The organism is Streptomyces capitiformicae, assembly GCF_002214185.1.
GTDB classification, from domain to species: Bacteria; Actinomycetota; Actinomycetes; order Streptomycetales; family Streptomycetaceae; genus Streptomyces; species Streptomyces capitiformicae.
This window is the reverse complement of sequence record NZ_CP022161.1, coordinates 9,391,266-9,417,883: the sequence shown is the minus strand read 5'-3', so window position 1 is coordinate 9,417,883 and position 26,618 is coordinate 9,391,266. Positions and strand designations below refer to the sequence as shown.

The window sequence follows — 26,618 nt, the reverse complement described above, 5'->3', positions numbered from 1 at the left end:
GCGCCGATCCAGCTACTTGACGGCGATCGGGTTGACGGGGGAGCCGACGGCTCCGGTGATGGGCAGGGGTGCGGCGGTGAGCCAGAACTCGTACACGCCGTCGTCCGCGCAGTCCGCGGCGAGCGCGTCGAGGTCCCACATCTCGCCGACCAGCAGGCCCATGTTGGGGATGACGACCTGGTGCAGCGGCTGGAAGGCGCACTCGAACTCGTTGGGCCGGACCTCGAAGCCCCAGGTGTCGGTGGCGATCGCGGCGATCTCGCTCGTGTGCAGCCAGCCGGCGGTGGTGAAGGACAGGCCGGGTGCGTCACCGCCCGCGTAGTCGCCCCAGCCCTCACGGCGCACCCGGGCCAGCTGCCCGGTGCGCACGAGGACGATGTCACCCCGGCCGACGATGACGCCGTGTGCCTCGGCCGTGGCCGTCAGATGCTCCTCGGTGATGGCGAAGCCGTCGGGCAGCTCTCCCCCACTGTCGGCTCCGCTCGAGCGGGAGGTGCCCCCACCGACGCCGAAGACCCGTCCCACGTCGAGGAGGACGCCGCGCCCGGCGACGTGCGGGGCCATGTGCTCGATGCCGGTGACGAGGTCACCGTCGGCGGTGACGACCTTCTGCGCGTCGCGTCCGTTCCACGCCTTGCCGTGGTCGAAGACGTGGCCGAGTCCGTCCCACTGGGTGGAACACTGCAGCGGCATCGTGATGAGGTCGTCGGCGCCGCCGATGCCGTGCGGGGAGCCCTGGTTGCCGAGGGCGGCGTCGGTGCCGGTCATCAGCATGGTGTGGATGGGGTTGGTGCGCCTGCGCCAGCCCTTCTGCGGGCCGTTCATGTCGAAGCGCTGCGAGAGAGAGAAACTCACCCCGCGCCGGCCCAGGGCCATACCCTCGCGGCGTTTCGCCTCGTCGAGGAAGTTGAGGGTGCCGAGCACGTCGTCCTCGCCCCAGCGTCCCCAGTTCGAGTACGCCTTCGCGGCCCCGGCGATCGCGCCCTCGGGATCGCGCCGGTCCAGGCTCACGCCGGTGTCCCCGCCACACAACGGGTGCGCTGCACACCGAGCCCGGTGATGGAGCCCTCCATGACGTCGCCGCCCTGCAGCAGGCGCCCCCAGTGGATGCCGTTGCCGGCCGGACTGCCCGTGAGCACCAGGTCACCGGGCAGCAGCCGGGCAGCCTGGGAGATGTACGACACCAGCCGGGCGATGCCGAAGAGCATGTCCTTGGTGGACTCGTCCTGCATGGTGTCGCCGTTCAGCTTCAGCGTGACCCGCAGGTCACCGGGGTCCGCGACGGACTCGGCGGGGACGATCCAGGGGCCGAGCGGGGTGAAGCCGGGAGCGTTCTTGCTGCGCAGCCAGTCGGTGCCGATGCCGGGCATGTCCTGGCGGAAGACGGAGGCGCGATCGGTGAGATCGTTGGCGATCGTGTAGCCGGCGACGTACTCCAGGGCCTCCTCCACCAAGACCCGGTGGGCGGGCCTGGCGATCACGGCCGCCAGCTCCAGTTCCCAGTCCGGCTGTGCGGCCCATGCGGGGAGCACCACGTCGTCGTACGGGCCGGTGATCGCGCTCGGCAGACCGATGAACACATACGGCAGGTCCTCGCGCGCCCGCCGGTCCATGACCTCCGCGAACTTTGTCCGCGCCTCCTCGACCGTGCGGGGGTCGTCGGGGGAGCGGTGGGCGACGGCCAGATCGATCACGTGCTGCCGGTAGTTGGCGCCGGACTGGAACACCTGCCGTGGCTCCACCGGGGCATGCACCCGCAGGCCGTCCAGCGGCAGCCAGTCGCCGGCCGTGTCCGCGGCCAGAGTGCGCAGACGGGGCAGCACCTCATCCCAGCCCTCCAGCAGCGCGCGCACGGTGAGCTCCGGCGCGCCCAGAGCGGCACGCAGGTCAAGCACGCGGCGGCCCGGCACGACCAGAGCGGGGAACGGATCCCGGCCCTGTGCGCTGACGGTGCCGAGCGCGAAGGAGCCGGAGAAGGCCGGCGAATCAACATCACGTTTCACGGATGTGTCCTCTCGGTGGCGGTGCGACTAATCTGGCCGCACCGCATCCCATTGGGGAAATCGATTCGCCGGATGAAGCCCATCGGCGGCACCGATGAGCTTCTCGTCTCTCGTCTCTCGCCTTGCGGCGGGTGACCAGCCCTCGGGAGCGCCATGCACCTGGCCAGCCTCGACCTCAATCTCCTGGTTGCTCTGCGCGCTCTGCTGGAGGAACGCAACGTCACCAGGGCCGGACAGCGCATCGGGCTCAGCCAGCCCGCGATGAGCGGCGCCCTCGCGCGACTGCGCCGGCATTTCGACGACGAACTCCTCTTCAGGACCGGCAACAACTACGAGCTGACCGCCCTCGGCCAGGCGCTGCTGGACCGCACGGCCAGGGCCTGCGACATGGCGGAACGGGTCTTCAGCAGCCAGGCCGAATTCGACCCGGCCGAGGACCGCCACGAATTCAAGATCATCATTTCGGACTACGCGGTGACGGTCTTCGGCACCGAACTGACCCGCACCATTCACGCGGAGGCGCCCGGGGTCCGGCTCCACTTCGAGCTGACTCCCGCCACGGTCACCGAGGAGACAGCCGCACTGCTGAGCACCACCGACGGGCTACTGCTGCCGCACGGCTTCATCAGCGGTTACCCGGCGGTCGACGTCTTCCAGGACCGCTGGGTCTTCGTGGTCTCACAGGACAATACGGAGGTGGGCGACGAACTCACACCGAACGACCTGACCCGGCTGCCCTGGGTGACATACCGGCGGCTGTACGACACAACATCCACGCGACAGCTGAGCATGCTCGGCATCGAGCCCCGCTCGGAGGTCTCCGCCGACACCTTCCAGGCACTGTGCTTCCTCGTCGCCGGAACCGGGAGAATCGCTCTCGTCCAGGCCAGGCTCGCCGAGCGGCTGCGGGACGCCGCAGGCATTCGGATCATGGAGCCGCCGCACGGCACGATGCCCCTCCACGAAGCTCTCTGGTGGCACCCCGTCCACACCCACGACGCGGCGCACACGTGGCTTCGCGAGACCATCGCGCGGGTCGCGAAACGGATGGCAGAGCGCTCACAGGAGGGGTGACCGGGCTTTCCCTCAGGGCACCGACGGCCTCGGCTCGCCTTCCTCACCTGCGAAAACGCGGAGCTGTAGGGCGAGCGTGGAGTAGTAGCCCACCAGGGTCGTCAGCTCGAACAGGCCGCGCTCACCGATCGCCGACACCGCCGCGTTGTACTCGTCGTCGCCCAGGCTGCCGGAGCGCAGCAGGGCGGCCGTGGTCCGCAGCGCGATGCTCTCGTCGGGATCGGTCAGGGCCGGCAGCGCACCGGAGCGCAGGGAGCCGAGCTCCTCCTCGGTCAGACCGCAGGCACGCCCCACGGCCTCGTGCGCCTCTCGTTCGAAAGCGCTGCCCCAGTGAGCGGCGACGAGGAGCACGGCCATCTCCCGGACACGGTCGCTGAGCGAGGACCGATAGCGCACCGCCGCACCCACGGCCTGCACAGCGGCGCCGACCGGAGGGCTGAGAAGCATCGCGTTGAACGGTCCCCGAAGCCGTCCTTCGCTGTCGGTGAGGGCGAAGAGCTGGGGACCGGCGGCACGTGGGCCTCCGGATATGGCCTGGTAGACCGCGGCCTGTTCCTCGGTCAGATCGCCGGGGAGAAACCCTGCAAGGCGCGCGACCATCGTCGCTCCCTTCGTTCGACGACGGGGAACTATAGCCCGCTGTGGCCCGCGCGCCTCACACAGCGATTCCGTCAGCCCTCACGGCGCAGAGCGGCCGGCGTCGTACCGAAGTGGGCGCGGACCACTCGGCTCAGGTGCTCCTGGTGGGAGAAGCCGCACGCCGCCGCAACCTGCGCGATGGGCATGGAACCCGCGCGCAGCAGGCGGGCGGCCTGCTCCACACGCACGCGCACGAGGTACCGGTGGGGAGGGCACCCGACGCGGGCCTTGAAACGCCGGGCGAACTGGCTGACGCCGAGACCCGCGGCCGAGGCGAGGTCCTCCAGCGACAGCGGCTCGGAAAGCCGGGCGTCGATGAGCTCCCGAACGGCCGCGAACTGCCGGTCGGTGAGCCCCACCTGCCGCCCCGCCCGCTCGCCGACCCTCCCCCAGCCTCCGGCCGGGGGTGCCCCCAGCCGCACGCTGTGGCGACGGGCCAGCTGGGCCGCGGTCATGAGCGCGAGCTGATCCGCGTAGGCGCCGGCACTGGGCTCCCAGCGCCGTACAACACCGTCGAGGGCCAGAACCAGCTGCTCCAGGAGCGGATCCGTGGTGCCGAACTCCTCCTCCAGCCGTACCGGCCGTCCACCCTCTGCGGTCGCTTGGAGGACCGCGTCCGACAGGTAGACATGCACGGTGTTCAGATAACCGCCGAGTTCCACGTCCAGCTCCGTCTCGGCCGGATGCAGGAACAGACCGCCGGGCGGCACCTGCCGCGCGGCCGTCAACCCGCGGCGTCCCCTGCGGACGGTGACGGGCCCGTCCAGATGCAGGATCACCAGGTGGCTGCCGGCTCCCTGAAAGGCATCCCGGTACGGCAGCTCCCGCTGCGTCGACACATACAGCCCCTCCCAGCCCAGACCCGCACTCGTGCGGACGGGACGCACCCCTGGCCGAACCAGTATTCCGTGGGTGTCACCGAGTCCCATCTCGCTCATGCGGCCCTCCTTCGCGGCACAGTCTCGCTGCCTTCCGTACGGGCGGGCAAGCACGGACCAGGCGGCGGCCGACGCCGTTTCTGTGCAAAGCGATGCCGAGATTGTGCAGGAACACCGGTGCACGGCCTCGAATACTGCGACAGACCCCCTGACCCCCGCAGCACGGAGAGCAGCTTCATGAGGAGTTTTGTGCACACGGCCAGCCCGAGCCGGGTGGTCTTCGGCGCGGGAACACTCCCGCAGGTCCGCGATGAGGCCGAACGGCTCGGCGGGTCCCGGGTACTGCTCCTCTCCGACGGATCACCGGTCCTGCGCAAGGACACCGAACGCCTCCGTGAAGTCCTCGGCGACCTGGTGGTGGCCGAGTTCGACGGCGCGGCCATGCACACCCCCGTCGAGGTGACCGAACAGGCCCTGGACCTCCTGCGCGACCAGCGGGTGGACTGCCTCGTGGCCATCGGCGGCGGCTCGACGACCGGCCTCGCGAAGGCGCTGGCGGTCCGCACGGACCTGCCCCAGATCATCGTGCCGACCACCTATGCCGGTTCCGAGGTCACCCCCGTGCTCGGCGAGACAGCGGACGGCCGCAAGGTCACCCGGTCCTCACCCGCGATCCTGCCGAACACCGTCGTATACGACGTCGAGCTCACCCTCGCTCTCCCCATCGCCATGTCCGTGACCAGTGGCATCAACGCCCTGGCCCACGCCGTGGAAGCCCTCTACTCGCCGGACGCCGACCCCGTCACCGACGCCATGGCCCTGGAAGCGGTCGCCGCCATCGGCCGAGCCCTCCCCACCCTCCACGACAACCCCTCGGACATGGCGGCACGCGCGGAGCTGCTGCAGGCGGCATGGCTGTCCGGCAACTGCCTCGGCGCCGTCGGCATGGGACTGCACCACAAGCTCTGCCACACACTGGGCGGCACCTTCGGCCTGCCGCACGCCGAGACCCACACCGTGATCCTCCCGCACGCCATGGCCTACAACGCACCCGCCGCCGAACAGACGATGGAACGCATCGCGCACGCCCTGGGCGCGCCCGACGCCCCCACCGGCGTCTTCGACCTGATCCGCCAGGTCGGCGGCCCGACGTCACTACGGGATCTCGGCATGGCCGAGGCCGACCTGGACCGCGCGGCGGAACTGGCCACCGCACAGCCGTATCCGAACCCGCGCGAACTGACCCGCACCGGCCTCGCCGACCTGTTGCGGGACGCCTGGCACGGCCACCGCCCGCAGGCGGCGGCCGAGTCCGTTCCCGACCTGCGCGCGCTGACCGACGAGGTCGCGGCCAGCTTCGACGGCTGCACGAACCCGCGTCTCAGGCAACTGCTCACCGATCTCGCCCGCACCCTGCACGCCTACACGATCCGCAACGACCTGACCCCCAACGAATGGCAGCGGGCCATCGACTTCCTCACCGAAGCCGGCCACATCACCACCGACACACGGCAGGAGTTCATCCTCCTCTCCGACACCCTCGGTGTGTCCAGCGTCGTCGATGCCCTCGCCAACTCCCGTACACCCGACACCACTTCCTCCGCGATCCTCGGACCCTTCTACGTCGCCGGGCCGCCCGCCGCCGAACACGGCACAGACATCGCAGGAGACTTCACGGGCACGCCGATGTGGGCGGACATCACAGTGACCGACCAGGACGGGAAACCGGTCGCCGACGCCGTCGTGGACGTCTGGCAGTCCAACGAAGACGGCTTCTACGACGTCCAACTCCCTGACCTGGACGGGCCGGTACTGCGCGCCCGGTTCACCACCGGCGCCGACGGGCGGTTCACGTTCTGGTCGATCCTGCCGTCCGCATACCCGATCCCGGACGACGGCCCGGTCGGCAAGATGCTCTACACCGTCGGACGCCACCCCTACCGTGCACCGCACGTGCACTTCCTGATCAACGCCCCCGGACACCAGCCGCTGATCACCCAGCTGTTCGTCCGGGGCGGAGCCTACCTCGACGGAGCCCCCGGCCAGCGCGACGCGGTCTTCGGCGTCAAGGACGACCTGATCACGGACTTCGTCCGGCAAACCGGCCCCACACCCGACGGCCGACCTGTCGACGGCGAGTGGCGCCAACTCGCTTTCACCTTCCGCATCGCCAGTCTCGGGCACTGAGCGCCCATCCCCTGACGGATTTCCACAGATCTTCACGGAGACAGCATGAGCACGCCTGAAAGCTACGACACCGATGTTCTCGTCGTCGGCAGCGGACCCGCCGGCGGAACCGCCGCCCTGCTGCTGGCCACCTACGGTGTGCGCACCCACCTGGTCACCAAGTACGGATGGCTCGCCGACACCCCACGGGCCCACATCACCAACCAGCGCGCCATGGAGGTCTTCCGCGACCTCGGCATCGAGCAAGAGGCCCTGGAGAAGGGCACACCGAGCCACCTGATGGGCGACACCGTCTTCGCCACCTCACTCCTGGGCGAGGAGATCGGCCGCATCCGCACCTGGGGCACCGGCGACGAGAGCCTGACCGAATACGCCTCCCAGAGCCCCTGCCAGATGATCGACCTCCCGCAGACCTACCTGGAGCCCATCCTCCTGGCAGGCGCCGCCAAGCGCGGCGCCGTGGTCCGGCTCAACACAGAACTCGTCGACTTCGAACAGGACGCGCACGGCGTGACCGCACGCCTGCGCGACCGGCCCAGCGGCACTGAACACACCGTCCGCGCCCGCTACATGATCGGCGCCGACGGCGGCCGCAGCATCGTCGCGCAGAAGCTGGGGCTGCCCATGGAGGGGCAGATGGGCAAGGCCGGCAGCATGAACATCGTCTTCAGAGCCGACCTCGGACAGTACGTCGAACACCGTCCCAGCGTCCTGTACTGGATCATGCGCCCGGGCGCCGACGTCGGAGGCATCGGCATGGGCCTGCTGCGCATGGTCCGACCCTGGAACGAGTGGCTCATCGTCTGGGGCTACGACATCGACAACCCCCCGCCCGCGCTCACCGACGAAGCCGCGGCAGCGATCGTCCGCGACCTCGTGGGTGACGACGAACTCGACGTGCAGATCGACAGCGCCTCCCTGTGGACCGTCAACCACGCCTACGCCACCCGGCTCCACGCCGGCCGCGTCTTCTGTGCCGGGGACGCCGTCCACCGGCATCCGCCGTCCAACGGCCTCGGCTCCAACACCTCCGTCCAGGACTCCTACAACCTGGCGTGGAAGCTGGCGACCGTCCTCAAGGGACACGCCGGGCCCGAGCTGCTGGACACCTACTCCGACGAACGAGCCCCCGTCGCCCAGCAGATCGTCGAACGCGCCAACCTCTCCCGGGACCAGTTCCTGCCCCTGTTCGAGGCCCTCGGCGTCGTCGGCGGCGACGAGGAGGGCATCACCAAAGCGCTGCACGCGGCCCGGCAGCCGGACGCCGACGGGGCGAAGAAGCGGCGGGCCATCCGCGAGGCGATCGAACTGAAGCACTACGAGTTCAACGCCCACGGCATCGAGCACAACCAGCGCTACAAGTCGGCCGCCGTCATCCCCGACGGCACCGCCGAAACGATCACCCGCGACAACGAACTCTTCGGACGCCCGACCTCCCGCCCCGGCGCGAAACTGCCGCACGCCTGGCTCGTGGACCACAGGGGCGGGCGCATCTCGACGCTCGACCTGGTCGGCAGGGGCAGGTTCTCCATCGTCACCGGCCTGGCCGGAGCCCCGTGGGCCGACGCCGCCGACACCCTGGCCCGGGAACTCGGTCTCGACCTGCGCACCGTCGTCATCGACCGCGACGCGCACGACGCGTACGGCGAGTGGAGCCGCCGCGCCGAGATCGACGAGGAGGGTGCGCTGCTCGTCCGCCCCGACGGATACGTGGCCTGGCGCCGGCCGGACGGCGCCGCCGACATCACCGAGGCGACCCGACTGCTGCGGGAGGCGCTGACCATGGTGCTCCGCCGACCCGCATGACGTGCAGCACACGCTGCATGACCTTCGCCCACCTGGCGGCGTCTGCTCCTGACCCGCTCGCCTCACCGTGGGAGCTTCGCTGTGCGTTCGGGGTGGGCCGAAACGTGATGTACCGCATCGCGGTGTGAGACGAGATGCCGAACAGGCGCATCAGGCGAAGCGGGTCGTCGACCTCGAACGCCTCGTCGCGGATCCGGTCCTGCCGCAGCGTCGGCATCGTGAGTCCGGTGGACCGGAAGAGGTTGCTGAAGGTGGTGCCGATGGGCGAGTGAGTGGTGTCCACCGCGGTAGCGGACGATGCTTCGGTAGGTGCGGCCGGTGTACTCCCATTTGCCCTCTCCGCGCACGATCAAGGGGAGAGAGCTCAACCACCACAAAACACAACCAATCGGAACGCCCGCAATCAAGAAGAGGAAGACCGGCCCTCTCCGGGCCCCACGGCGATCAACTCGCGCTCTCCCCAGCACAACGTAGCCGCCACCATCGCCCATGCCCCACAACCAACGACGCAGATCACGGGGCCCGCGTGGCCCGCAGCGCGCCCCCGCCAACCAAGAAACACCGCGCCACACCCCCTCCGTACGCGAGAATGAACACGAGTCAGCCCCTCACGCATGCCGAGGAACCGCGCGATGACCGCCAGTCCCACCGCAACAGAACACACCGGGCGTCTGGCCCTGCGCACCGACCAACAAGAGGGCCTCGCCAACACAATCCGCCACCTACGCCGCCCGCGCACCCGCGGACACGCCGTCTCGGCCTGCGGCACCGGCAAGACCCTCTTCGCACTGCGCGTCGCCGAAGAACTCGGAGTGCGACACCTGGCAGTGGCAGTACCCAGCCTGGACCTGGTCGCGCAGTGGGCGGCAGCGGCTCGCGCGGACGGCCGCCAGGAGCCGATGATCACGGTCTCCTCGCTGCGCGCCGAATCACACCCGCTCCTCGCCGAAGCCAAGGTCGACTCGGCCAACGCGGGGAGTACCTGGCCTACTGGCTCGCCCGCCACCCCAAAGCAACGGTCTTCTTCACCTACGACTCGCTGTCCAAGATCGAAGAAGCCCAACACTCCGCGATCTTCCCCGCCCCCGTCTTCGGCCTGCTCATCGTGGACGAAGCACACGCCACGGCCGGCACCTGGGAGAAGAGCTGGACCGCGCTGCACGACAACGAACGCATCCCTGCCGAGCGCCGCCTCTACCTCACCGCCACCCCCTATGTATGGGAAGCCCCACGCCTGACCGAGCCGCCCACCACCAGGGCGCAGCCCAAGCGCACAGCCGCCACAGCACCGCCCTGGGACGACCCGGCACTGCTGGCCACCATGGACCAGCCGCAGATCTTCGGCCCCCGCCTGCACACCTACTCCCACGCCGACGCCATCGATGACGGCGTCCTGGCCGACTACCAACTCGTCGTCCCCACCGTCACCGACACTGAACTGCACACCGCGCTCACCGACCCGGAAGCCGGGCCCACCGCGCGCCGCACCACAGCCCTGCACGTGGCCATCCTCAAAGCCATGCGCGAGCAGGACCTACGGCACGTGTTCGTCTACTTCCAGCAGATCGCCGACGCCGCCGACTTTGCCCGCCAGTTCGCCCACACCCTGCGCACCCTCCCCGACGAACTGCGCCCCGACTGGGCGGACGACGTCGTCGTGCAGTCCATCGACGGCACCCACAGCCCCCGCCGGCGCGCCGACATCATCGCCCGCTTCACCGACGCCGACCGGGCCGTGCTGGCCAACGCCAAAGTCCTTGGCGAAGGGGTCGACCTGCCGGCCGTCGACGCCGTCGTCTTCGCCGACCGCACCGCCAGCGTCCGCCGCATCGTCCAGGCCCTGGGCCGTGCCCTGCGCAAACCACCCACCGCCACGACGAAGACGGCCAGCTTCGTTGTCCCCGCCTACATCCCGCCCGGTGCCGACCCCACCGACCTCCTCGGCACCCCCTACGAAGCCCTCTGGCTGGTCACCTCTGCCCTGCGCCACCACGACCAGACCATCGCCGCCCGCGCCCCCCGCGCCAAGAACCAGCACCCCGCCCGCGACTCCCACACCTACATCACCCGCCGCTTCCGCTTCGACCACACCCTCGACCCCACCGCGATCGCCCGCGCCCTGGACCTGCTCGTCTGGCCCTCCCACGGCGCCGTCCTGTCCGCCCCCCGCCGCGCCGGCCTAGCCGCCGCCATCCGCTACCAAAGCGAACACAGCCACCTGCGCGTGAGCGCCGACTACGAGGACGCCTACGGCTACCGGCTGGGGCAATTCATCACCGGCCAGCGCACCGCCTACCAGGCAGGCGCCCTCGATCCCGAATGGATCGCCGAGCTCGAGGATCTCGGCATGATCTGGGACGACCACGAGGCCACCTGGCAAGGCCACCTGGCCACCGTCGAGACCTTCCACGCCGAACACGGCCACCTTGCCATCCCCACCCAACTACCCGGCGGCCAATTCCTTGCCGACCAGCGCGCCCTGGCCCGAAAGGACCGCCTCACCCCCGACCGCGACAACCAGCTCACAGCCCTCGACCCAGACTGGAAACTCCCCTACGGCCCCGACTGGCATCGCAAGTACCATCTGCTGCGCCGCCACCTGGAAGCCGGCAACCACCCCAGCACGCTGCGCCGCGACACGGTCATCCACGGAGTGAAGGCGGGCAGCTGGCTGCACCGCCAGCTCACCAGCTGGCCCGACCTCGACCCCGGCCGGTGCGACCTGCTCGCCCGCATCGGAATCACCCCCGGCCGCGCCCTCCTGGACCAAGAGCACGCCGCGGGCAGGCCGAGCACATCGCGGCGGCGCACGTTCGCACAGACCACCGAGATCCTCGGGCTCTTCGTGGCACGGTGGGGACGCACCCCCGGGGCCCGAGAGTGGATCGAGGTGGACGGCGACCGTGCCATGATCGGCCCCTGGTTCGCCAAGGTCCGCACCAAGCTGAACGCTGATCAACTACCCTCAGCGCAAGAAGAGTTGGTGTCCGCTACCCTTGCCCAGCACGGCGTCGATCTGGTCCGTGCTCCCGGGACCATCGGGCCATCAAACGGCTGAGGTTTGGCCGCTGAGCTCAGTGCGACAGCAGACGCGTTTCATGTGCTCCCGGGTCCCATCTCCGGTAAGCGGGGGAGTGGCAGAACTCGAATACTCCAAAGTTTGGGAGACAAGGAAGCAGCGGCACACAGGATTGGCACGGCTCGACGTTCTAGTTGTAACTGACGAGCCGTCACCAAGCACCCAGTCGGATAGAGCAACGACCGCCGACCCTTGCTGCTAGCTGAATTAACCTGCACCCCGGTCATGTTGGACTTGAAAGCGAAGGTAAGTCGGGGAGGAGGCACGATCGCGGAGCGATCGGGACAACGCCACCGACGCGCACGGCAACCACCACTCCGCCGGACGCGAGCGCGACGTCCCCTGGGTGGCCATCACCCCCGTCGTCCACGCCATCCGCGCACTGGAGCGCATGGTCGAATGCGGCGAGCTGCTGTTCGCCCACGCCGTGCACGGCGCCATGGCCGGCCCCAGCACCGGCTCCCTGCGCTCACCCGCCCTGCGCGTGAGGATCGAGGACTTCGTCACCTGGGCAAACGCCGAAGCCGCCCGCCACCGCGTGCCCGGCGAAGTGATCCCGCCCGACCCGCACGGAGCGGTCGGCACAAGGCGCTTCCGCCGCACCCTGGCCTGGCACGTCGCCCGCCGCCCTGGCGGGCTCGTCGCTCTCGCCATCCAGTACGGCCACCTACGCACCGCGCTGGTCTCCGAAGGCTATGCCGCGCGCAGCCGCGACGGCATCCACGAACTGATCGACATCGAAACCGTCCGCGCCGTCGCCGACACCGTCGCCGACCTCAACGACGACCTCCAGTCAGGCGGCGGCCTCTCCGGCCCGGCCGCCCGGCGCGCCATCAAGGCCACCGCCCGCGCCCCGCGCTTCGAGGGCACCGTCATCAACGCCACCACCGCCCGCCGCCTCCTCGCCAACGACGACGCCATGCTGTACGACAACCCGCAGGCGCTCCTGCTGTGCCACTACAAGCGGGAACAGGCCCTGTGCCACCGCACCGGCGTCCGCGATTCCCCACGGCTCGATCACTGCATGCCCGGCTGCGGCAACATCGTCCGCACCGACCACCACGCCACATCACTGCGCGACCGCGCCGACACCCTCGACAGACAGGCCACGCACGTGCCCCAGCCGATCAGTGAACGGCTACGCGACCACGCCGACCGCCTACGCGGCATCGCCGACACCCATGACCGCACCCGGATCACCCTGAAGGACCCCACCCCGTGAGCGGAACAGCAGACGAGCGCGACCGCATCCGCGCCGCCATGGACCGCATCCTGACCGGCCGACCCGAGCGCTCCAACGGAGCCCTGACCATCGTGGCCCTCGCCATCGAGGCCGGCGTCCCCCGCAACGCCCTCACCCAGCGCCACCTCGACCTGAAGAACGAGTTCTACGCCAAGGTCAAAGAACGCGGACAACCCACCGACGCCGAGACCCGGCTCCGCAAGCAAGTCGTACGGCTCAAGGAACTCCGCGAGAAGGACAAAGCCGAACTCGAACAACTCCGCGCCGACGTTCAAGGTCTGGTCCGGGTGGTCAACCAACTGACCTTGGAAAACCGGCAGCTGCGCGGACTGCTGTCAGCTCCCGACCCGGCCGTCCATGTCCTTCCCGTCCACTCCCGTATCCGCCTACCGTTCCGAGCAGCTCGGCAGGATCGCCACCGCTACGGCCGGCACTGCGGCCAGGACCAGCCAGGGCACGGCGGCCGGGAGGCCCAGATCGAGCAGGGAGCCCGTCGCCGAGCTGCCGATAAGGACGATCAGGCCGGAGACGGAGGACAGCGCGCCGGTGTAGAGGCCGATGCGGCCGTCCTCGGCGAGGTCGGGCACCCAGGCGCGGTCGGCGGGGACGACCAGCATCTGGCCGAGGGTGAGCAGGACGACGTACCCGGCGGCGGGCAACAACCCGGCCACCCCGTCCAGTCGGCGGGCCGACGGGCACGACCCCGAAACCGGCCGCGATGAGCAGCAGCCCGCCGATCATTGAGCGGCGCAGGCCGAGCCGGTCACCTGCCCAGCGTGTGATGGACAGGTGGGCACAGACGACCAGCAGGGAGGACAGGGCGAACAACCAGGAAAGGGCTGCCTGGGAGCCGGTCGCGCGCTGTACCTCGTCCGGCAGAGCGAGGTACAGCTGGTTGTAGGCGAGCAGGTGGTCCGGGTTATGTCACCCTCCTCCCTCTCGACCGAAATAATGACGTCCCCGATGGCCACCCGCTCGGTGGTAAGCCGGAAGAAGCCCTGGGCGGGCGGTTCCACCCGCAACGACGCCTAGAACGCCGGGTCGACCCGGGACGGATCACAGGAAACCTGGGGCGCGCTATACGGCTTCGCCTTCACTGAGCCGTGTCGCAAGCCGACGGCGGCCGAGCAGCAACCCGCCGGCCGTCAGAGCCGAGGCGAGGCCGAGGAGGCCGACGGCGTGGGCCAGGCTGCCGGTGGCCGACTCCAGGGCGATCAGGACGAGCGGGCAGACGAACTCGCCCGCGAAGAACGCGGCCGTCCACAGTCCGGTGCCGCGGCCTCGGTCGGCGTAGTCAAGCCGGGACATCGCGATGGTGAGCAGTGAGGGCAGCAGGATTCCGGTGCCCAGGCAGTTGAGTACGGCACCGGCGATCACCACCAGCGGGCTGCTCGCCAGGGCGATCACCACGAATCCGGCCGCGCACAGGGCGAAGACCAGGGGCAGCCTGCCGGCAGGGTTGCCCGCTAGTTTGGTGAAGGCGATGGACCCCGCCACGGTGGCGGCGCTGGCGAGGGCGGTGGCCAGGCCGATGACGCCGGTGGACTTCACGCCCAGGTCGTCGAGCAGGTAGGACATCTCGACGGGCACGGTGTAGAAGACCATCGCGCCGAACACCGTGAGCGTGCAGATGCCCGCCAGCCGTCGCACGGGGAATGGCTTCTTCTCGGCCGCTGGCTCTTGGGGCACCCCCGCGCTCTCGGGCCGGGGCTTGGACAGGGTGGCGGCCATGGCGGGGGCCAGCAGCAGACCTATGGCGTACACCCAGAAGGGCGCGCGCCAGCCCGCTGAGCCGGCGGCGCCGCCGATGACGAAGAACGCGGTGGCGGAGACGGAGGCGCACATGGTCTGCAGGGCGAGGTAGCGGTCGCGCACGGACCCTGTGTAGTAGTCGCCGATCAGCGTGGTGCAGCAGGTCATGATGGCTGCCTCGGTGATGCCGACCAGCACCCGGCTGACCAGGATGGCGTCGAGCGAGTCCAGCCACAGCGGGGCGGTACCGAGCAGCGCGTACAGCGCCGTCGCCCAGACGAGCAGGCGAACGCGGCCGAGGCGGTCCACGATGACGCCCGCGAAGGGGGCCAGCAGTGCCAGCGCGAGCGCCGGGATGGTCAGGACGACGGGGACGAGGGTCTTGGCGCCGGGTACGGCATCGAAGTGTTCCTGCATCTTCGGCAGGACCGGCGCGATCAGGACGGCGCCCAGCACTGGCAGACAGCTGCCGGCCATCAGCAGCGTGGCGCGCAGTGGGCCCGCGTTCGCGGCGCTCGGGTGGGTCTTGTCGGTTGGCGCGGGCAGGGAAACGGATCTGGACATGCCGGACTCCACGTGTGGTGGCAGGGTGGGGCGCCGTGGCGTGGGCGTGGCTGTGCCGCGCCGTGGGGCGCCGATGCACCCGAGGGATCGCGCCCAGGAACAGCGCACGTCAGGAACTGCCCCGACTATGAGCCAGCCCACTCCCGTCGCCTAGCCTTCGCGCCATCGAACTGCCGGATCCCCTCATCCGCTCAGCGGATGGTCTGCTGTTTCTTGGCCGCCGCCACGCGCGCCGCGGTCTCCCGCAGCCAGATGTGCGCGGCGTCGCGGGTGTGCAGGGGATGCCACCACAGCGCCTCCTGCAGCGGTACGGACTCGTAGGGCGGTTTCATGATCCGTACCGGTGCGGTTCCACGGAGGCGTTCGGCGAGGAGTGCGGGGATGAGGGCGATGCGACGCGTGCCGGCCACCAGGAAGGGAAGCGTCGTGAAGCTGCCGACGGAGACGTCCACCCGTGGTTCGATGCCGAGCATCCCGAGCTGGCGGACCGCCGGTGAGTCGTAGGCGCGCAGGTACGTCACCCACGGCAGCCGCGCCACGTCCTCACGGGTGAGGTGATCACCCACCTCGCGGTTGTCCTCGGCGACGAGGAAGACCCAACCGTCCTGGAACAGCTCGGTGGCGGGGAAGTCGCTGATGATGCCATGCGGCATGATCATGCCGTCGACGGTGCTCAGCAGCGCGCCCGGCTCCTCACTGATGCCGTTCGGGATCTGCACGAAGCGCACGCGGATGCCAGGGGCCTCACGGTCGAAGGCGCGGGCAAGGTCGGCCCCGAAGACGGTCACCGCGTAGTCGGTGGCGGCGAGGGTGAATTCCCTTGACTCTGCGGTCGGATCGAAGTCGGCCTGACTGGTGAAGAGGCGTTCCAACAGGCCGCAGGTCGCCATGGTGCGATCGAGAAGGACCTCGCCCAGGGCCGTCAGCTCGTAGTGACCGCCGACGCGGGCGAGCAGCTCGTCGTCGAAGTGCCGGCGCAGCTTGGCCAGAGCGGCGCTCATCGCGGGCTGACTCAGGCCGATGCGCCGACCGGCCCGCGTCACATTGCGCTCCTCCAACAGGGCGCGCAGGGCGACGACCAGGTTGAGATCAAGACTTGCCAGGTTCACGGCGCGCTCCAGCAAAGACGACGACGATCCCGCCCCCATCAGCAGGACGGATGATCGGATCCACATAATCAATTTCTCAGATCGGGTGAGGTGCGGCCACATTAGTCCCATCGCAATCAGGAGGACACGTCCGTGAAACCCGCAGCCACGTCAGTCCTTTTCACCGGTCCCTTCGCTCTCGGCCGCCTCTCCGCCCCCGACGGGGTCCCGTTTCCCGCCCTGGTAATGCCGGACGGCCGCGCTCTCGACCTGCGCACCGCCTTCGGTGAACAGGTGGTTACGATCCGCACGCTCCTGGAGAGCTGGGACGAGGAAATGCCCCGTCTGCGCGCCCTCGCGGCGGGCGAGAGGGCTGCTTGGCAGCCGCGGGAGGGCCTGCGCGTGCACGCCCCGGTCGAGCCCCGGCAGATCTTCCCGCTCGGCCTGCAGCGCCCCCGATGTGTCGAGGAGTGCGCGTGAACCGGCATGATCCCGAGGGCGCGATCGCGGAGGCCGCCAAGAAGTACTCGAACTGGGGGCGTTGGGGCGAGGACGACGTCCTCGGCACCCTGAACTTCCTCGACGAGGCCAAGCGGCGCGAGGGTGCCGCTCTGGTGCGGCGGGGCGCGAGCTTCTCGCTGTCGCAGTCCTTCGACATGAACGGCCCGCAGAAGGGCTGGCGGCGTCGGACCAACCCGGTGCACACCATGCTCGACACCGGCACCGACGCCGCCCTCGGCAACCAGGGCTTCCCGCACGGCATCGGCGGCGCCGACGACGTGATCGCGATGCCGCTGCAGTGCTCGACCCAGTGGGACGGGCTCGGGCACATCTTCGACCACGGCAAGGCGTGGAACGGGCGGGCGGCCGAGAAGGTCGTCACCTCCGACGGCGACCTGGTCACCGGGATCGAGCACATGGCGCCGTACGTCGCCGGGCGCGGCGTTCTCCTGGACGCCGGACGGGTGATCGGTGACCGTGGGGGCACCTCCCGCTCGAGCGCAGCCGAGAGTGGGGGAGAGTTGCCCGACGGGTTCGCGATCGCCGAGGAGCATCTGACCGCGACCGCCACGGCGCACGGGGTGACCGTCGGACGTGGTGACATCGTCCTCGTCCGCACCGGTCACCTCGCCCGCGCCCGGCGCGACGGCTGGGGCGACTACGCGGGAGGGCCGGCGCCCGGCCTCTCCTTCACCAGCGCCGGCTGGCTGCACGGCACGGAGATCGCCGCCATTGCCACCGACACTTGGGGCTTCGAGGTGCGGCCCAATGAGTTCGAGGGCGCCTTCCAGCCGCTGCACCACATCGCCATCCCCAACATGGGTCTGCTGGTCGGCGAGATGTGGGACCTCGACACGCTCGCCGCGGACTGCGCGGACGACGGCGTCTACGAGTTCTGGCTCACCGCGGCACCCCTGCCCATCACCGGAGCCGTCGGCTCACCCGTCAACCCCATCGCCGTCAAGTAACCCACGGGACAAGGGAGTTCCCATGACCACAGCCCGTAGAGTCCTCGTCATCGGCGGCGGCTCCGCCGGCAACTCGGTGACGATCCTGCTCAGGCGCGCCGGCCTCACCGTCGACCTCATCGAGGCCAAGCCCGACTGGAACGCCACCACCGGCTCCGGGATCACCGTCCAGGGCAATGCCCTGCGTGTCCTGCGTGAACTGGGTGTCTGGGAGCAGGTGGAAGCCTCCTGCTTCCCCTTCGGCTCGCTGGGCATCACCGACCTGGGCGGCACCCTCCTGCACGTCTTCGAGGACATCAAGACCGGTGGGGAGGACCTGCCCGCCACCGTTGGCATGCAGCGCCCCGAGCTCCAGCAGATCCTCATCGACGCGGTCCGCGCCTCCGGCGCCACCGTCCGTCTGGGCACCACCGCTGAGAACCTGGAGCAGGACGCCGACGGAGTCTCGGTGCGGTTCAGCGACGGCACGAACGGTCGCTACGACCTGGTCATCGGCGCCGACGGCCTCAACTCGGCCACTCGCGCGGCCATCGGCATCACGGCCGAACCCGAACCCACAGGCCAGGCGATCTGGCGCACCCCCGCACCGCGCCCTGCCGACGTCACCCGCACCGACCTGACGTTCGGCGGCCCCGCGTACACCGCAGGGTACTGCCCGACCAGCGAGACCACTCTCTACGCCTACGTCGTCGAGGCATGCCGCAGCCGTGACGCGGTCCCGCCGGAGTCGTACGCGGACGAGATGCGCCGCCTCGCCGACCATTACGGCGGTGTCTGGCCCGAGATCGCCAAGCACATCACCGACCCAGCGAAGATCAACTACACCTGGTACCACCGGTTGCTGGTCGAGGGCTCCTGGCACCGCGGCCGGATCGTCCTGATCGGCGATGCCGTCCACTGCTGCCCGCCCAGCCTCGCGCAGGGGGCGGCCATGTCGCTCGAGGATGCCCTCGTCCTCGCCGAGCTGCTCACGAGCGGACGGGACTGGGACGACGAGCTGTTCCATGCCTACTACGAGCGTCGCATTCCCCGGGTGCGGACAGTCGTCGACGCGTCCGTGCAGCTCGGCCAGTGGCAGCTGGACGCAGTGCACGGCGACATGTCGGGGCTGATCGGCCGGTCCATGACCTTCCTCAAGGCGCTCCCCTGATGCGACTCACCGTAGATGTGCACGCGCACGTCCTGCTGCCCAAGGTCGAGGCCGTGGTAGCCGGCCGGTCCAGACCCGCGGCGGCCCAGGAGGTCGAGGCCCGCCGCCAGGGACCGGTCGCCCTGGCCGTCAACGGGACGATGCTGCGCGAGCCCAGGTCGCGGCCGACCGACGTGTCCGCCCGACTGGCCGCCATGGACGCGCAGGGCGTGGACGTGCAGGGCGTGGACGTGCAGCTGGTCAGTCCCTCGCCATCGCACTACCACTACTGGGCGGACGAGAAACGGAACGAGGAGATCTCCAGCCACGTAACGGGACGCGAACTGTCGGACACGGTCTACGAGACTTTCTGGTCACGAGTGGAGAAGACGGGCACGCTCGTCTTCCTGCACTCCTGGCTGCACCCTCGACGAACGTCTCGACCAGTGGTACCTGTCCGACACTGTCGGCCAGCTGACCGAGAACACTGTCGCCCTCTCGCACCTCATCTTCTCGGGGGTGTTGGCCCGCGCCCCGAGCTGAAGCTGACAGCCGCGCAAGGGGGCGGCTGTCTCCCTACGCACATCGGCCGATCCGACCACGCCTGGACAGCCCGTTCCGACGTGGGCGCGGGCTGCGCCCGCCTGCATCACTGCCGCAGACGCCGACCGGGTCCTCCTGGGCTCCGACTACCCCTTCGACATGGGCACCGACGACCCCGTCGGCGCTCTGCGTGCCGCCCCCTGCCTGACGCCGACTTCGACGCCGTGCGCGGCGGCAACGCGGCCGCGCTGCTCAACCTCACCTGAGAGGACACCCACGATGAACCGCCTGCTCACCCATCTGCGGCACGTTGACCTCGCCGTGCCCGATTACGACAAGCAACTCGACTTCTACGGCGGCGTATGGGGCCTGACCAAGGTCGCCGAGGACTCCGGTGTCTCCTTCCTGGCCGCCGAGGGCTCCCCCGAGAACTACGTCGTCCGGCTGCGCAAGGCTGACGAGAAGCGGCTCGACCTGATCTCCTACGGTGCGGCTTCACCGCAGGACGTGGACACCCTCGCCGAGCGGCTGCTGGCCGGCGGAGTGCAACTGGTCTCCCAGCCGGGCAAGGCGGACACCCCCGGCGGCGGTTACGGCTTCCGCTTCTTCGACGTCGATGGGCGCACCATCGAGGTCTCGGCGGACGTCGAGGTGCGACAGCATCGCAAGATCGAGGAGAGGGAGTCGATTCCGGTCAAGCTGTCGCACGTCGTCCTCAATTCGCCGGACCTGAACAAAACCCGGGAGTGGTACGAGACTCACCTCGGTTTCCGTCTCTCCGACACTCTCTGGCATCCCCGCATGGGCGAGGCCATGCACTTCATGCGGATCAGCAACCAGCACCACTCGATGGCCATCGCGCAGGGCCCGCACACCTCGCTGCACCACGTCTCCTTCGAGATGCGCGGCATCGACGAGTACCTGCGCGGCTCCGGCCGGGTCATCCGTGCGGGCTTCAGGAAGCTCTGGGGCCCGGGGCGGCACACGGCCGGCGACAACACGTTCACCTACTTCCTCGATCCGCACGGCAACACCGTCGAGTACACGACGGAGCTGGAGGTCCTGGACGAGGACACCTGGCACCCGCACGTCTACGACTTCTCCGATCCCGACATCGCCGACCAGTGGGGGACGGCCAACCCGATGAACGAACTCGTCGCCAAGGAGTCGTTCAACGACGTCGACCGCGGCGTGTTCGTCGCCCCGCCCGTCTGATCCCGAGCTCCGGGGGCGCGGTGGCCCTGTCAACTGCCCTGACGCTCCACGCCGCGCCCCCGGCCCACCACCCGAAGACCGCGTAGTCCCGGTAGTCCCGAAGCCTGGAGCCGCACATGCGCTTCGCCGCGTACGAACACCAACACCAGCGCCGTGTCGCCGTCGTCGGCGAGGACGGCCGGCTGCACCCGGTCCCCGGCGAGTGCACGCTCACCGAACTGATCGCGTCCGGCGGTCTGTGCGAGGCAGGCACAGTGGCCCTTGAAGCTCCGGCCGGCCCCCATGTCTCCGAGGTGCGGCTGCTCCCCCCGCTCCAGCCGCCCACCGTGCGCGACTTCGTCACCTTCGAGGAACACGTCGAGGGTGTACGACGGTCTGTCGACGGGGCCTCCGGGGTGCCCGAGCAGTGGTACGCGGCCCCGACCTTCTACTTCACCCAACCCGTACGCAGTGTGCGGCCCGCACGAAGACATTCCCATGCCGCCGGGTTCGAGCGTGCTCGACTTCGAACTCGAAGTCGCCGTCGTGATCGGCAAGGAGGGCCGCGACCTCACCCCCGAGCAGGCCCGCGACCACATCGTCGGCTACACCATCTTCAACGACTGGTCCGCCCGCGACCTGCAGTCCGCCGAGATGAAGGTCGGCCTCGGCCCCTGCAAGGGCAAGGACACCGCCACCACCCTCGGCCCGTACCTGGTCACCACCGACGAGCTGGAGAAGTACCGGGACGAGGACGGCTTCCTGCGCCTCGCCCTGACCGCCTTCGTAAACGGTGAGCTGGTCGGCGAGGACCTGCTGTCCAACATGAGCTGGACGTTCGAGGAGATGGTCGCCTACGCCTCGCGCGGCACCTGGGTGCGCCCCGGTGACGTCCTCGGCTCGGGCACCTGCGGCAACGGCGGCTGCCTCGCCGAGCTATGGGGCGTACGGGGCAGACAGGACCCACCGCCGCTCAAGCCCGGCGACACGGTCACCCTCACCGTCGAGGGCATGGGCAGCGTCTCCAACACCGTGGTGGCAGGCGCCGATGCGGTGCCGCTCCCGCCCGCACGGCGCCGATCGCGGGAGCGGCCATGACCGACCTTCACTCGAAACGGCTGCTGGGCAAGGTCGTCGTGGTCACCGGCGCGGCTCGCGGACAGGGCGCCACGGAAGCTGATGCACTGACCCGCGAAGGCGCGCGGGTGATCGCCACCGATGTGAGGGAGGCTCCCGGCTGCCGGCGCCTCGACGTCACCAGCGGGAAAGACTGGACGGAGCTCGCCGCCGACCTGCGCGAGGCGTACGGGCAGGTGCACGGCCTGGTCAACAACGCCGGCGTCACCTGGCGGGCCCGGCTCGGCGACGTACGTCCCGAGGACTTCGACCGCGTTCACGCCGTCAACGTCACCGGCCCGCTGCTGGGCATGCAGCACCTCGCGCCGCTGATGCCGCCCGGCTCCTCGATCGTGAACGTCGGCTCCTCCGCCGCACTCACCGCCCACTACCCGGTGGCGTACACGGCGAGCAAGTGGGCGCTGCGCGGCCTGTCGAAGACCGCCACGCTGGAGCTCGGCCCCCGAGGCATCCGCGTCAACACGATTCACCCGGGCTACATCGACACCGAGATGACCGCCTCCGACGCCCCTGCCTTCCGGGAGGCCAACATCCGCGAGACTCCGCTCGGCCGCACCGGCTCCGTGGACGAGGTCACCCCGCTGGTCGTGTTCCTGCTGTCGGACGAGTCGTCGTTCATCACCGGAGCCGAGATCCCCATCGACGGGGGCCTCACCGCACACGGCGGCGTCAAGTCCGTCTCTGACGCACTGCGATCGGAGGCACCGTGAAACGTCTCGACGGCACGATGGCCCTGATCCCCGGCGTCGCGTGCGGCCAGGGCCAGGCCGCGGCGATCTGCTCGCCGACGACCACCCACATGCGGCACGTCGCCCGCGACATCCCTCCGCCGACCGGCGCCAACCTTGTCGTCCGCGGCGGCTGGTCCGCCGTCCTGCACGGCGTCAACCCATGAAGGGACCCTGCACATGAACAAAGTCCGCGGCAGCGCCGCTGAGGCGATCGCCGACATCCCCGACGGCGCCTCGCTCGCCGTCGGCGGCTTCGGCCTCAGCGGGGTTCCGGAGATCCTCATCCGCGCCCTGTACGCGCAGGGCGCGGGCGGTCTGAAAGTCGTCTCCAACAACTGCGGGGTCGATGGCCGCGGCCTCGGTGTTCTCCTAGCCGCGGGCCGCATCGCCCGGGTGACCGGCTCCTACGTGGGCGAGAACAAGGAGTTCGCCCGCCAGTACCTGTCCGGGGAGTTGGAGGTCGAACTCGTCCCGCAGGGCACGCTCGCCGAGCGGCTGCGCGCGGGAGGCGCCGGCATTCCGGCCTTCTACACCCCGGCCGGTGTCGGCACCCAGGTCGCCCGGGGCGGACTGCCCTGGCGGTACGCCCAGGACGGTTCGGTCGCGGTGGCCTCGCCGCCCAAGGAGACCCGCGATTTCGCGGGCCGCGCGTACGTCCTGGAACACGGCATCACCACCGACTTCGCCCTGGTACGGGCCTGGCGCGGCGACCGCCACGGAAACCTGGTCTTCCGCAAGGCCGCCGCCAACTTCAACCCGTCGGCCGCCATGGCCGGGCGGATCACCGTCGCCGAGGTCGAGGGGCTCGTCGAACCGGGTGAGCTCAGCCCCGACGAGATCCACCTGCCAGGTGTGTTCGTACAGCGCGTCGTGGCGCTCACCGCCGCAGAGGCTACCGACAAGCAGATAGAGAAAAGGACCGTACGTTCATGAGCTGGACCCGCGACCAGATGGCCGCCCGCGCCGCCGCCGAACTCACCGACGGCTCCTACGTCAACCTCGGCATCGGCCTGCCCACCCTCGTCCCCGGCCACCTCCCGCCCGGTGTCCACGTCGTCCTGCACTCCGAGAACGGCATCCTCGGCACCGGCCCCTACCCCACCGACGACGAGGTCGACCCCGACCTCATCAACGCCGGCAAGGAGACCGTCACCGTCCTGCCCGGCGCTTCCTTCTTCGACTCCGCCCTGTCCTTCGGCATGATCCGCGGCGGCCACATCGACACCGCCGTCCTCGGCGCCATGCAGGTCTCCGCCCACGGTGATCTCGCCAACTGGATGATCCCCGGCAAGATGGTCAAGGGCATGGGCGGCGCCATGGACCTCGTCCACGGGGCCCGCCGCGTCATCGTCCTCATGGAGCACACCGCCAAGGACGGCTCACCGAAGATCGTCGAGGAGTGCACCCTGCCACTCACCGGCGAACGGTGCGTCCACCGGATCATCACCGACCTCGGCGTCCTCGATGTCACGGACGACGGCCTCGCCCTGGTGGAGACCGCGCCCGGCGTCACCGTGCAGGACATCACCACCCGCACCAACGCACCGCTCCTGTTGGAGTCCGCACACGTCGCCTGCTGACAACAGCGTGTCCCCTCCCCTGGCTCAAGGAGCCCTGATGACCCTCTTTATCACCGACGCCGACGTCAGAGCCGCCTTCGACTGGGCCGACGCCATCGCCGCGCTCCGCAGCGCTTACAGTGCGCCACCCGACGAGACGCGCTTCCCCTCGCGCACGATGGCTCGCGGAGACGGCCTGTGGCTGCGCACGCTCAGCGGTGTGCCCGGCGACGGTGGCCCCATGGGCGCCAAGTTGATCGCCGCCTCGCTGCGGCATCGGCGCGCCTCGTATCTGATCCCGCTGTTCGATCAGGAGAGCGTGGAGCTGACCGCGCTCCTGGACGGCCACTCGATCACGGGTTTCCGTACGGCGGCCACTTCGGCGCTCGCCGCCGACCTGCTGGCCCCCGCCGGCCCGCTGCACGTCGCTGTGATCGGCTCGGGCTTCGAGGCGCAGAACCACGTCCGGGCTCTGGCGGCGATACGCACCCTGTCGTCCGTCACCGTGTTCAGCCCCAACCCGGCCAGCCGCACCCGGTTCACCCAGGAGCTCGCGGATCTGGGGCTGCCGCTCGCCCCCGTGGAGAGCGCTGAGGCAGCCATTGCTGACGCCGACCTGGTGATCTGCGCGGCCCGGTCCCGCGACGAGCAGCCGACACTGCGGGAGGCACCGGCCGGGGCGACCGTTGTGTCGATCGGGTCCACCCTGCCCGAGCAGCGCGAGCTGGCGACCGAGGTGATCGCCCGCGCCAAGGTGATCGTCGCCGACATGGTCGAGGAGGTCGCCCATGACACGGGAGATCTGATCGCTGCCAAGGAGGCGGGCGTCGACTTCGCCGGGAAGGTGGTCTCGCTCGCCGACGTCGTCTCCGGCCGCACGACCGGCCGGCCGGCACACGACCCGGACGCGGTCGTGATCTACAAGTCCGTCGGCTCGGCCGCGCAGGACCTCGCCGTCGCCGCGATGTGCACCCGGCGGGCCGCCGAACTGTCCCTGGGCACCAAGCTGCCCGTCACCATCTCCCCGGTCTCGAAGTGAGCAACCCCGTGAGCAGCCCAGTGCGCCGAGAACTCGACGATCCGTCCCTGCTGAAGACCGCCGCGTACGTCGACGGCACCTGGATCACCACCACCGACTCCTTCCCCGTGCACAACCCGTCCACCGGCGACCTGCTGGCCGAGGTACCGCTCCTCGACGCCGCGCAGACCGCCGCGGCCATCGACGCGGCGCACCGCGCGCTGCCGGCATGGCGGGCACGCCCGGCCAAGGAGCGGTCCCGGCTCCTGCGGCGCTGGTTCGACCTGGTCACCGCACATGCGGAGGACCTCGCCCGGCTGATCGTCTTGGAAGAGGGCAAGCCCTACGCCGAAGCCCTGGGCGAGGTCGCGTATGCCGCCTCGTTCCTGGAGTGGTTCGCCGAGGAGGCCAAGCGCATACGGGGCGACGTCATGGAGGCGCCGGAAGCCTCGCGCAGGATCGTCGTCCTCAGGGAGCCGGTCGGCGTGTGCGCGGCGATCACCCCGTGGAACTTCCCCGCCGCGATGATCACCCGCAAGGCGGGTCCCGCGCTGGCCGCGGGCTGCACCATGGTCCTCAAGCCCGCCGAGCAGACCCCGCTGACCGCCCTCGCGCTCGCCGAACTGGCCGACCGTGCGGGCATCCCGGCGGGCGTGTTCAACGTGGTCACCGGCGACCCGCGCGAGATCGGCCCCGAGCTCACGGGCAACCCGCTCGTTCGCAAGATCACCTTCACCGGTTCCACCGAGGTCGGCCGACTCCTGCTGGCCCAGTCGGCGCAGACAGTGAAGAAGACGTCCATGGAGCTTGGCGGCAACGCACCCGTCCTCGTCTTCGACGACGCCGATCTCGACGAGGCCGTCGAAGGCCTGATCGCCACCAAGTACCGCAACACCGGCCAGGCGTGCATCAGCGCCAACCGCGTCTACGTACAGGACGGCATCTACGACGCGTTTGCGAAGAAGCTGGCCGCGCGGGTCGCCGCCCTCGCCGTCGGCGACGGCTTCGACGCCGACGTCCAGCAGGGCCCGCTCATCGACGAGGACGCGGTGGCAAAGGTCGAGTCCCACGTCGCCGATGCCGTCGCCCACGGCGCCACCGTGTTGCACGGCGGCAAGCCCCACGCGCGCGGCGGCCTCTTCTACGAGCCGACCGTCCTGACCGGCGTCACCGCCGAGATGGCCGTCACCCACGAGGAGACCTTCGGCCCGGTGACCCCGCTGGTGCGGTTCACCGACGAGAGCGACGCGATCCGCATGGCCAACGACACCGAATTCGGCCTCGCCGCCTACCTGTTCGCCAAGGACGCCGAGCGCATCTGGCGCGTCGGCGCCGCCCTGGAGGCGGGCATGGTCGGCATCAACACCGGCCTGATCTCCAACGAGACCGCCCCCTTCGGTGGCATCAAGCAGTCGGGCATCGGCCGCGAAGGCTCGGTCTACGGCCTCGACGAGTTCCTGGAGCTCAAGTACCTCGCCTGGGAAGGCGCGAAAACCCCCCAACCCTGATCACCGAACAAGGAGCA

The 26,618-nt window shown here is 69.8% G+C and carries 21 protein-coding genes and 4 pseudogenes; 18 read left to right on the top strand and 7 right to left on the bottom strand.

What is annotated here, in order from left to right:
- Positions 1–12: 12 nt before the first annotated feature.
- Entirely contained in the window at positions 13–1,011 is a 999-nt protein-coding gene (locus CES90_RS42245; protein ID WP_189788259.1) for a cyclase family protein, read from the bottom strand.
- Positions 1,008–2,003: a fumarylacetoacetate hydrolase family protein gene (locus CES90_RS42240; protein WP_189788260.1), complete on the bottom strand. Its 996-nt coding sequence runs from the start codon at positions 2,001–2,003 to the stop codon at positions 1,008–1,010. The genes CES90_RS42245 and CES90_RS42240 overlap by 4 nt, the downstream gene beginning before the upstream one ends.
- 153 nt (positions 2,004–2,156) lie before the next feature.
- On the opposite strand from CES90_RS42240, the gene CES90_RS42235 reads away from it, so the two are divergent.
- Positions 2,157–3,077, top strand: a complete 921-nt coding sequence (locus CES90_RS42235; RefSeq protein ID WP_189788261.1) for a LysR family transcriptional regulator — start codon at positions 2,157–2,159, stop codon at positions 3,075–3,077.
- 12 nt (positions 3,078–3,089) lie between these two features.
- Here the strand turns inward: CES90_RS42235 and CES90_RS42230 are convergent, their stop codons facing one another.
- Together CES90_RS42230 and CES90_RS42225 are read right to left on the bottom strand one after the other, a co-directional pair.
- A complete protein-coding gene (locus tag CES90_RS42230; protein WP_189788262.1) occupies positions 3,090–3,677 on the bottom strand; it encodes a carboxymuconolactone decarboxylase family protein in 588 nt (195 codons plus the stop codon).
- 71 nt (positions 3,678–3,748) lie between these two features.
- Positions 3,749–4,654 carry an AraC family transcriptional regulator gene (locus tag CES90_RS42225; protein WP_189788263.1) on the bottom strand — a complete coding sequence of 302 codons (906 nt, stop codon included), beginning with the start codon at positions 4,652–4,654 and terminating at the stop codon, positions 3,749–3,751.
- A 177-nt stretch (positions 4,655–4,831) separates the two neighbouring features.
- Here CES90_RS42225 and CES90_RS42220 point away from each other — a divergent pair, with 177 nt between their 5' ends.
- The 5 genes and pseudogenes from CES90_RS42220 (at position 4,832) to CES90_RS50615 (ending at position 12,888) form a co-directional block, all read left to right on the top strand.
- Positions 4,832–6,781: a maleylacetate reductase and hydroxyquinol 1,2-dioxygenase domain-containing protein gene (locus tag CES90_RS42220; RefSeq protein WP_189788264.1), complete on the top strand. Its 1,950-nt coding sequence runs from the start codon at positions 4,832–4,834 to the stop codon at positions 6,779–6,781.
- A gap of 45 nt (positions 6,782–6,826) precedes the next feature.
- Entirely contained in the window at positions 6,827–8,587 is a 1,761-nt protein-coding gene (locus CES90_RS42215; RefSeq protein WP_189788265.1) for an FAD-dependent oxidoreductase, read from the top strand.
- 614 nt (positions 8,588–9,201) lie between these two features.
- Positions 9,202–9,399: pseudogene (locus tag CES90_RS51470) on the top strand (DEAD/DEAH box helicase family protein); the annotation flags it as partial.
- A 47-nt stretch (positions 9,400–9,446) separates the two neighbouring features.
- The gene (locus CES90_RS50620; RefSeq protein WP_268257078.1) at positions 9,447–11,645 is read left to right on the top strand and encodes a helicase associated domain-containing protein; all 2,199 of its coding nucleotides are present in this window, start codon (positions 9,447–9,449) and stop codon (positions 11,643–11,645) included.
- A gap of 367 nt (positions 11,646–12,012) precedes the next feature.
- Positions 12,013–12,888 carry a hypothetical protein gene (locus CES90_RS50615; protein WP_232791368.1) on the top strand — a complete coding sequence of 292 codons (876 nt, stop codon included), beginning with the start codon at positions 12,013–12,015 and terminating at the stop codon, positions 12,886–12,888.
- Positions 12,889–13,295: 407 nt separating this feature from the next.
- On the opposite strand, the pseudogene CES90_RS50610 reads toward CES90_RS50615, so the two are convergent.
- The 3 genes and pseudogenes from CES90_RS50610 to CES90_RS42190 all read right to left on the bottom strand — a co-directional run.
- Positions 13,296–13,821: pseudogene (locus CES90_RS50610) on the bottom strand (MFS transporter); the annotation flags it as partial.
- Between the two features lie 165 nt (positions 13,822–13,986).
- Positions 13,987–15,225, bottom strand: a complete 1,239-nt coding sequence (locus CES90_RS42195) for an MFS transporter (RefSeq protein ID WP_189787536.1) — start codon at positions 15,223–15,225, stop codon at positions 13,987–13,989.
- A gap of 191 nt (positions 15,226–15,416) precedes the next feature.
- Positions 15,417–16,334, bottom strand: coding sequence for a LysR family transcriptional regulator (locus CES90_RS42190; RefSeq protein WP_189787535.1), 918 nt, complete (start codon positions 16,332–16,334; stop codon positions 15,417–15,419).
- Positions 16,335–16,466: 132 nt separating this feature from the next.
- On the opposite strand from CES90_RS42190, the gene CES90_RS42185 reads away from it, so the two are divergent.
- From CES90_RS42185 to CES90_RS42130, 12 genes and pseudogenes are all read left to right on the top strand, one after another.
- On the top strand, positions 16,467–16,793 hold the full coding sequence (locus CES90_RS42185) for a hypothetical protein (protein WP_229914371.1): 327 nt from the start codon (positions 16,467–16,469) through the stop codon (positions 16,791–16,793).
- Positions 16,772–17,782, top strand: a complete 1,011-nt coding sequence (locus tag CES90_RS42180) for a cyclase family protein (RefSeq protein ID WP_373313593.1) — start codon at positions 16,772–16,774, stop codon at positions 17,780–17,782. Before CES90_RS42185 ends, CES90_RS42180 begins: the two co-directional genes overlap by 22 nt.
- A gap of 22 nt (positions 17,783–17,804) precedes the next feature.
- Complete coding sequence (locus tag CES90_RS42175) at positions 17,805–18,932, top strand: FAD-dependent oxidoreductase (RefSeq protein ID WP_189787533.1); 1,128 nt, start codon at positions 17,805–17,807, stop codon at positions 18,930–18,932.
- Positions 18,932–19,720: pseudogene (locus CES90_RS42170) on the top strand (amidohydrolase family protein). Before CES90_RS42175 ends, CES90_RS42170 begins: the two are co-directional and overlap by 1 nt.
- 13 nt (positions 19,721–19,733) lie before the next feature.
- Entirely contained in the window at positions 19,734–20,669 is a 936-nt protein-coding gene (locus tag CES90_RS42165; protein WP_189787532.1) for a VOC family protein, read from the top strand.
- Positions 20,670–20,785: 116 nt separating this feature from the next.
- Positions 20,786–21,746 (top strand): annotated as a pseudogene (locus CES90_RS42160) (fumarylacetoacetate hydrolase family protein).
- Positions 21,743–22,495, top strand: a complete 753-nt coding sequence (locus CES90_RS42155) for an SDR family NAD(P)-dependent oxidoreductase (RefSeq protein ID WP_189787531.1) — start codon at positions 21,743–21,745, stop codon at positions 22,493–22,495. Before CES90_RS42160 ends, CES90_RS42155 begins: the two are co-directional and overlap by 4 nt.
- Positions 22,492–22,680, top strand: a complete 189-nt coding sequence (locus CES90_RS42150; protein ID WP_189787530.1) for a hypothetical protein — start codon at positions 22,492–22,494, stop codon at positions 22,678–22,680. The genes CES90_RS42155 and CES90_RS42150 overlap by 4 nt, the downstream gene beginning before the upstream one ends.
- Before the next feature lie 13 nt (positions 22,681–22,693).
- Entirely contained in the window at positions 22,694–23,449 is a 756-nt protein-coding gene (locus tag CES90_RS42145) for a CoA transferase subunit A (RefSeq protein ID WP_189787529.1), read from the top strand.
- Positions 23,446–24,096, top strand: a complete 651-nt coding sequence (locus tag CES90_RS42140; RefSeq protein ID WP_189787528.1) for a CoA transferase subunit B — start codon at positions 23,446–23,448, stop codon at positions 24,094–24,096. Before CES90_RS42145 ends, CES90_RS42140 begins: the two co-directional genes overlap by 4 nt.
- Positions 24,097–24,133: 37 nt before the next feature.
- Complete coding sequence (locus tag CES90_RS42135) at positions 24,134–25,114, top strand: ornithine cyclodeaminase family protein (protein WP_189787527.1); 981 nt, start codon at positions 24,134–24,136, stop codon at positions 25,112–25,114.
- Between the two features lie 8 nt (positions 25,115–25,122).
- Positions 25,123–26,601 carry an NAD-dependent succinate-semialdehyde dehydrogenase gene (locus tag CES90_RS42130; protein WP_269801979.1) on the top strand — a complete coding sequence of 493 codons (1,479 nt, stop codon included), beginning with the start codon at positions 25,123–25,125 and terminating at the stop codon, positions 26,599–26,601.
- The last annotated feature ends 17 nt before the right edge of the window (positions 26,602–26,618 follow it).

Excerpts from the sequence above, each read along its gene's own strand:
- CES90_RS42235 (WP_189788261.1), top strand. The coding sequence starts at position 2,157 with ATGCACCTGGCCAGCCTCGACCTCAATCTCCTGGTTGCTCTGCGCGCT.
- CES90_RS42230 (WP_189788262.1), bottom strand. The coding sequence starts at position 3,677 with ATGGTCGCGCGCCTTGCAGGGTTTCTCCCCGGCGATCTGACCGAGGAA.
- CES90_RS42225 (WP_189788263.1), bottom strand. The coding sequence starts at position 4,654 with ATGAGCGAGATGGGACTCGGTGACACCCACGGAATACTGGTTCGGCCA.
- CES90_RS42220 (WP_189788264.1), top strand. The coding sequence starts at position 4,832 with ATGAGGAGTTTTGTGCACACGGCCAGCCCGAGCCGGGTGGTCTTCGGC.
- CES90_RS42215 (WP_189788265.1), top strand. The coding sequence starts at position 6,827 with ATGAGCACGCCTGAAAGCTACGACACCGATGTTCTCGTCGTCGGCAGC.
- CES90_RS42195 (WP_189787536.1), bottom strand. The coding sequence starts at position 15,225 with ATGTCCAGATCCGTTTCCCTGCCCGCGCCAACCGACAAGACCCACCCG.
- CES90_RS42180 (WP_373313593.1), top strand. The coding sequence starts at position 16,772 with ATGTGTCGAGGAGTGCGCGTGAACCGGCATGATCCCGAGGGCGCGATC.
- CES90_RS42175 (WP_189787533.1), top strand. The coding sequence starts at position 17,805 with ATGACCACAGCCCGTAGAGTCCTCGTCATCGGCGGCGGCTCCGCCGGC.
- CES90_RS42165 (WP_189787532.1), top strand. The coding sequence starts at position 19,734 with ATGAACCGCCTGCTCACCCATCTGCGGCACGTTGACCTCGCCGTGCCC.
- CES90_RS42155 (WP_189787531.1), top strand. The coding sequence starts at position 21,743 with ATGACCGACCTTCACTCGAAACGGCTGCTGGGCAAGGTCGTCGTGGTC.
- CES90_RS42145 (WP_189787529.1), top strand. The coding sequence starts at position 22,694 with ATGAACAAAGTCCGCGGCAGCGCCGCTGAGGCGATCGCCGACATCCCC.
- CES90_RS42140 (WP_189787528.1), top strand. The coding sequence starts at position 23,446 with ATGAGCTGGACCCGCGACCAGATGGCCGCCCGCGCCGCCGCCGAACTC.
- CES90_RS42135 (WP_189787527.1), top strand. The coding sequence starts at position 24,134 with ATGACCCTCTTTATCACCGACGCCGACGTCAGAGCCGCCTTCGACTGG.